The organism is Microcoleus sp. BR0-C5 (assembly GCF_036705045.1).
Classification (GTDB): Bacteria; Cyanobacteriota; Cyanobacteriia; order Cyanobacteriales; family Microcoleaceae; genus Microcoleus.
The window spans coordinates 24,118-30,862 of the sequence record NZ_JAUBTR010000052.1 but is presented as its reverse complement, the minus strand read 5'-3'; the positions used below and the strand labels follow the sequence as shown (position 1 = coordinate 30,862).

4 protein-coding genes and 1 pseudogene are annotated in these 6,745 nt (G+C 44.0%); 3 read left to right on the top strand and 2 right to left on the bottom strand.

The window, feature by feature from the left end; genetic code table 11:
* The 3 genes and pseudogenes from QUB08_RS21870 to QUB08_RS21860 all read left to right on the top strand — a co-directional run.
* A pseudogene (locus tag QUB08_RS21870) lies at positions 1 to 507 on the top strand (WD40 repeat domain-containing protein); the annotation flags it as partial.
* Complete coding sequence (locus QUB08_RS21865; RefSeq protein ID WP_333227050.1) at positions 504 to 1,628, top strand: AAA family ATPase; 1,125 nt, start codon at positions 504 to 506, stop codon at positions 1,626 to 1,628. The pseudogene QUB08_RS21870 and the gene QUB08_RS21865, both read left to right, overlap by 4 nt.
* A gap of 305 nt (positions 1,629 to 1,933) precedes the next feature.
* A complete protein-coding gene (locus tag QUB08_RS21860) occupies positions 1,934 to 2,515 on the top strand; it encodes an HAD family hydrolase (RefSeq protein ID WP_333227048.1) in 582 nt (193 codons plus the stop codon).
* A gap of 15 nt (positions 2,516 to 2,530) precedes the next feature.
* On the opposite strand, the gene QUB08_RS21855 is transcribed toward QUB08_RS21860, so the two are convergent.
* Together QUB08_RS21855 and QUB08_RS21850 are read right to left on the bottom strand one after the other, a co-directional pair.
* Positions 2,531 to 3,760 carry an ATP-binding protein gene (locus QUB08_RS21855; RefSeq protein ID WP_333227046.1) on the bottom strand — a complete coding sequence of 410 codons (1,230 nt, stop codon included), beginning with the start codon at positions 3,758 to 3,760 and terminating at the stop codon, positions 2,531 to 2,533.
* Positions 3,761 to 3,766: 6 nt separating this feature from the next.
* A complete protein-coding gene (locus QUB08_RS21850; RefSeq protein WP_333227044.1) occupies positions 3,767 to 6,694 on the bottom strand; it encodes a PAS domain S-box protein in 2,928 nt (975 codons plus the stop codon).
* Positions 6,695 to 6,745: the final 51 nt, after the last annotated feature.

Below are 6,745 nucleotides of genomic sequence, written 5' to 3'. Positions count from 1 at the left end.
TTTACTCTCAATGGTCACACCAGTTCGGTATATGCAGTAGCCGTCACGGAGGATGGCAAGCGGGCGATTTCTGGTTCATATGACAAAACCCTCAAAGTCTGGGATTTAACAACTGGAAAGGAACAGTTTACTCTCAATGGTCACACCAGTTCGGTATATGCAGTAGCCGTCACGGAGGATGGCAAGCGGGCGATTTCTGGTTCGTGGGACAACACCCTCAAAGTCTGGGATTTAACAACTGGAAATGAACTGTTGACTCTCAATGGTCACAGCAACTGGGTAGAAGCAGTTGCCGTCACTGCTAATGGCAAACGGGCAATTTCTGGTTCATCGGATAAGACCATAAAAGTCTGGGATTTGTCGAGTAAAAATGTCATTGCTAGTTTTACAGGTGAAAGTTCGATCGCCTGTTGCGCTATTGCACCCGATGGAGTCACAATTGTGGCAGGCGGTCGATCGGGCCGCGTATATTTCCTGCGGTTAGAAGGGGTGGAGGCACTAACATGAATTCCTCACCTCTCTCAACTCCCATCTATACCGCTGCTTACCCAAAAGAATTTCAGCAACTCCTGCGAGAAAAAACCGAGAATTTTGTCGGGCGCAAGTTTGTTTTTTCTGCGATATCCGACTTTCTGAACTCCCACAGCCGCGGTTATTTCACAATTGTCGGCACTCCCGGCTGCGGCAAAAGTTCCATCCTCGCCCAATATGTCAGGGCCCATCCTCGCAGTATCTATTACAACGCTGGAGTTGAAGGCAAAAATCGAGCTGAAGATTTTCTCGCTTCTGTCTGCACTCAACTGATTGACAAATACCTTGCCGCCAATGGGGAAACATCGGAAATCCTCAAGCTCAAATCTCAACTTCAAAGTCTCGAATCCCATGATGGGAGTTGGTTTCTGTCTTTGTTGCTTCAGCAAATTAGCGATAAATTAAACGATCGCCAACGGTTGATAATTGTCATAGATTCTGTAGACGCGATCGCCCCCACCAGTCAGCCTCCCAGCTCAAATCTGTTTTATCTGCCGAGATATTTGGGCGATCGTACTTATTTTATCCTCGCCCGCCGCCCGTTTTTGAGAGAGAAATCCGGTTTGTTAATTGAAACCCCCTCTCAAACTCTCGATTTAAGAGATTATCCCGCCCAAAATCGCGAAGATGTCCTCAACTACATTCAGCAATACCTATCAACCGCACCGGATTTAACTCAACCCGAATTCTGCCAACAACTCGCCACTGTCAGCGAAAACAATTTTATGTATCTGAGTCAGATGTTACCTGCCATTAACGAGAATTCACGCCCCGATGCTAATCTGGGGGAGTCCTCACTTGTCTCTGAACTTCCTCCCGGTTTAGCAGCGTATTATCAAAACCACTGGCTGCGGATGAGAGGTGATGGCTTATCGGAAGTTGACTTGTCTGTGCTGAATGTTTTGGTACAATCCACAACAGGTTTATCTGTAAGTGCCATATCCAATATAATTGATCGGGATGAATACGATGTTGAAAAAGTGTTAGACAATTGGATCGAGTTCTTAAATAAACAAGAAATTGGAGGAGAAATTTGCTATAGTTTGTATCATAATAGTTTCCGCGAATGGCTAGGCAAACAATCTATTTTAGAATGACGATGAGGACATGGCACTGTCCATTGGAGTCAACTTAACGTTACACCGATAGTCCGACAGGGGTTGAAACCCCTGCCTCAAAGCTAAAGTCCTCTTTTAGAGGACTAATGAATGATTCAGTCCTCTTTTAGAGGACTTTCGCTATTAGACAGGGAATTCATTCCCTGGCGGGCTGGCGGGTAGGCGCGAGGACTAGCGAACGAAAAGCTTAAGTTGACACGCCTTGGGCATTGCCGTCTCCTAACTGTGGGTAATATCAATTCCGATGCCACCGAGTTTTATATTATATAAAAAACAATACAACAATGAAACGAGCAGTATTTCTTGACAGAGATGGCGTTCTCAATATCGAAGCCGGCTACATTCACAAAGTAGAAGATTTGCATTTAATCCCCGGAGTAGCCCAAGCTGTACGCCGTTTAAATGACAAAGAAATATTTTGCTGTTTGGTTTCCAATCAATCGGGTCCGGCGAGGGGCTATTATCCGGTTAGCCACGTAGAAGCTTTGCACAAACGCCTTTGTCAGCTATTAGAAAATGAAGCAGGAGCAAAGTTAGATGATCTTTATTACTGTCCTTATTTAAGCGCAGCCGAAGGCGGAACCAACCCAGAATTCACGCGATATACAACGTGGCGAAAACCAAATACAGGGATGTTGGTAGCGGCCGCTTGGGAACAGGATTTAGATTTGCGAAATAGTTTTATGGTGGGGGATAAAGCCACTGATGTAGACATGGCTCATAATGCCGGCTGTACTGGTATTTTGGTGCAGACTGGTTATGGAGAAAGTGTGTTGAGTGGGGAGTATCAGCACCATACTAAACCTGATTTTATAGCAGCAAATTTAGCTGCGGCGGTGGAGTGGATTTTGCAACACTTTGATTAGTGTTGGTAGTGGCATTTAAGTTGTTTCTCGTTGAGTTTTACAGGAAAGTGGTACGTAAGGAAGCGCGACTGTAAACGTTGTACCCACGCCCATTTTGCTTTCGCAGGCTATCGCCCCTCCTTGCAATTCTACAGCTTTTTTAACAATTGTTAATCCCAAACCGTTACCTTTAATCTTCCCACTATTCTTGCAGCGGTAAAACATTTCAAATATTTTCCCTACTTCGGTTTCTGGGATGCCGATACCTTCGTCTCGGATACGCATAATTAGTAAGGGGGAGTTAATATTTGTAAATTGGGAATTGGGCAACAAACACTGAGGAGATAAGCAGAAAATAGCTTCTTTGTCTGCCTCGCCTGCTGGACGGCATTCCAATTCCAAAGTGACTTGCCCGCCGTTGGGAGAATATTTGATGGCGTTGACGATTAAGTTAGAAATAATGCCATGCAGCAATTGTTGATCTAACATCGCGCTGGTAACATCTGAGGGGATTAATGTTAGTTTGTGGTGGGCTTCATTTCCTAACTGCAATTGAGCGAGCAAGTCTTGACAAAATTCGACTAAATTTATCGGTAATGGATGGCATTTGAGTTGACCTGCTTCTGCTCGACCCATAAACAGCATATCATCGATTAGCTGGTTCATCTTTTGGGTAGCTGAGTGCACCAGCCGCAGCGTTCTAACTTGGGATTCGTCCCTGCTGCGAGTTCGATCGAGATCGAGAAGTTCCGCAGAAATTAAAATCGCGTTGAGCGGGTTCCGCAATTCGTGAGCGGCCATTGAAATATACTGGTTTTGGCGGTGTGATTTTTCTTCCACCGACTCTCTGAGTGCTTCGGCAGCTTTGAGAGATTCTCGCATCTTGGTTTCGATTTCATGTCTGTGCAGGGCAATCTCGATCGCCACCCGCAAATCATTTTGTTGAAATGGTTTAATAATATAACCGAATGGATCTGTAAGTTTTGCTCTTTGCAGCGTTTGATCGTCAGCATAAGCTGTTAAAAATACTGTCGGCACATTCCTATTAGTTCGGATTTTCTCGGCTGTTGTTACCCCGTCCATGTCACCTTTAAGCACGATGTCCATTAACACCAAATCGGGCGGGTTTTCTATAGCTTTTTGAATTGCTTCTTCTCCTGAAGAAACTGTAGCTGTTACTGCATATCCCAGTTTTTTTAATCGACCTGCTATGTCTTGGGCTACAATAACTTCGTCTTCTACAACCAAAATTTGTATAGGGTTCATTTTTCGTTAAATACGCTGCCGATAATTTAACTCTTGGAAAATTAGAGTGTAGCAGGTTCCACACTGACTGTCAATGGCAATACTCGCTTCTAATTGGTAAGCCAACATTCTTACTAATCGCAATCCTAATGTTTCCGTATTTTCCATGTCAAAATCAGCCGGAAATCCGCAACCGTTATCTTGAATAGTTAAATGAAACTGGTGGTTATTGATTTCATGAAAGTCAATAGTTATTTCACCATCTAAATTAGAGCCAAAGGCATATTTTAAAGAGTTAGAAACCAGTTCGTTAATAATTAACCCGCACGGAATAGCTGTTTCTATATTTAAATAAATGGGGTCAACTTTGAGGTTGAATTGAATGGAAGTGTTGCCACAACCAAAAGATTGATACAAATTAGCAACCAAGTTTTCGACGTAGGGAGACAGGGCGATGTGATCGAGGTTTTCGGATTGATAAAGTTGCTCGTGAATCAGAGCCATTGAATGGATGCGGGTCTGGCTTTCTTCAAATAAAGCTAGGGTCACTTCGTCTTCAATGTATTGAGATTGAAGTTGCAGCAGGCTGGAAATTATCTGCATATTATTTTTGACTCGGTGGTGAATTTCTTTGAGCAATACTTCTTTTTCGCGGAGTGCTGCTTGGATGCGGGCATCGGTAAATTTGCGATCGCTGATATCTTCGCCAATACCCGCAATGCGGTAAATTTTGCCCGATTCATCGTAAATGGGAAAAGCTCGATCGCACACCCAGCGAATTGTGCCGTCTGGTCGAAAAATCCGATATTCGATATTGGTGGACTCGCCCTGCAACACTCGCCCCATTGCCTCTTCCAACAGGAGTTTATCTTCTGGATGCACCCACTCCATCATTTTTAAGGGCTCAGCATACAATTCTTCGCGACTGCGCCCCCAGATTTGTTCGTAAGCTGGACTCAGATACAATAAATCGGTGAATTCCGCAGACATTAGCCAGACGGAATCTTGGATATTTTCTGCTAACTGGCGGAAGCGTTCTTCACTTTCGCGGATGGTTTTTTCTGCCTGTTTGCGTGCGGTAATATCTACTGCAATGCCCACGATGCGGTAGATATTACCAAATTGATTTCTAATGGGAAAAGCCCGATCGCGAATCCAGCGAATTTCGCCGTCCGGCCTAACAATTCGATATTCTATCTCTTTTTCAGACTCAATTGGTTTAGTAAAGGTAGCAATAACGCGATCGCGATCTTCTGGATGGAGGGACTCTGCAAAAAAGCGCCCGTAAGCATACAAATCAGCGCAGCTTCTGCCCCAAATCTTTTCGTAACCCGGACTGATATAAATAATTTTCTGGAGTTGAACGTTTACCATCCAAAACACGCTTTCAATGTTTTCTGCTAGCTGTCGGAACCTTTCTTCGCTTTCTTTCAGTGCTGCTTCTGTTTTTTTGCGATCGCTAATATCTTCTGTCACGACTACATTGTAAATTGCCCCGCTCAGCGGTTCTTTGATTAGCGATACTGTAATATTTACCCAAACTACAGTGCCATCTTTGTGCAGCAAGCGTTTTTCCCTTTTAAAACTGTCAATTTCCCCGGCAAATAATTTATTGTTTTGTTTTAAATCTGCATCTATATCTTCTGGGTAAGTAACGTCCATCCAAGTTCGCGACAGCAGTTCGCTCGCACTATATCCCACTATCTCGCAGAATTTTTGATTGACTCGCAAATAGCGGCCTGTTTGGTCAGGGTGGGTAATGCCGACTGCCGCTTGTTCGACGGTTGCTCGAAAGCGTTCTTCGCTATCTCTGAGGGTTGCTTCTGCTTTTTTGCGATCGCTAATATCGCGCTGCACGCCAAAATACCCGACGATTCTGCCGTGGGAATCGTAAATGCCAATATAGTCGCCTTCCACCCAAATTATATCCCCGTCCAACTTGCGATTGTCATTTTCGATGTGAATTCGGCCAGCATCGAAAAATTGCCTGATTATCTCTCTGCCCCCAGCCAAGTTGTGCGAAAACAAAGAGTAAAGCGTCCGGCCAATAAACTCTTTCCTAGTACCTCCGTATTGAGCTATCAAAGCATCGTTTGCCTTCGTTACCCGCCCGTTAGCAAATATGTAATCCAAGACTTTTTCTTTGTCAACTGTATCGTCCCATTGCACTGGTTCGTCTAGCATCATAAAGAAAAAGCCATCTAAAGATTGAGAGAAAAACAATTCTAGCTGTTCCTGGCTTTCCCGCAGAGCTTTTTCGGCGCGCCAGCGAGAGAGAATTTCTTCCTGCAATTGCTCGTTAGCTGTTTTCAAGTCTTCAGTGCGATTTTGATATTTAATTTCTAGCTGATTTTTGATTTCTTCTAGCGCTATTTCTGCCTGTTTTTTTTCGGTAATATCTTGAGTAACGACCATTCCTGCAAAAATTTCTTCCCGGTCATTTTTGACGGGAGCAACTGTTGTGGAATAAACGCGATCGCGGTATTTATATTCAAAATTATTCTCTTTTCCTGCCAAAGCAGCGCGATATGTAGTCTCAAAAAGTGGCAAATCTTCAGGTGGCGATACTTCCCACAATGTTTTGCCTTCCAACAATTCTTTGGACAAACCCACTACTGCCAAACCTTGGCCGTCAACCAAAGTATAGCGCAAATCGCGATCGAACAAAAACACCGAGCCATTGGGATAATGTTTGATGAGAGTTCGGTACATTTCCTGGCTTTTTTCCAGAGATGTGATTAACTCAATACGATCGTCCTCGGTGATATCAAATTCTGTTGCCGAACCCGAAACGCCAGCATTCTCGACTGCTTTGAGTTGTGCTTCTAATTTCTGGCACAATTCTCTCTGCTGCTGCAAATCCTCTTCGAGTTGCCGAATCTTTGCTTTTTGCTCTGCTACTAATGCTTCGCAGGTTTCCAGAGGTCGATCGATCTTTGTAGGATCAATACACATAATGGGTCTATGTTTTGCAGTTGCGGACTTGAGCTTTTTCCAGCCAATACT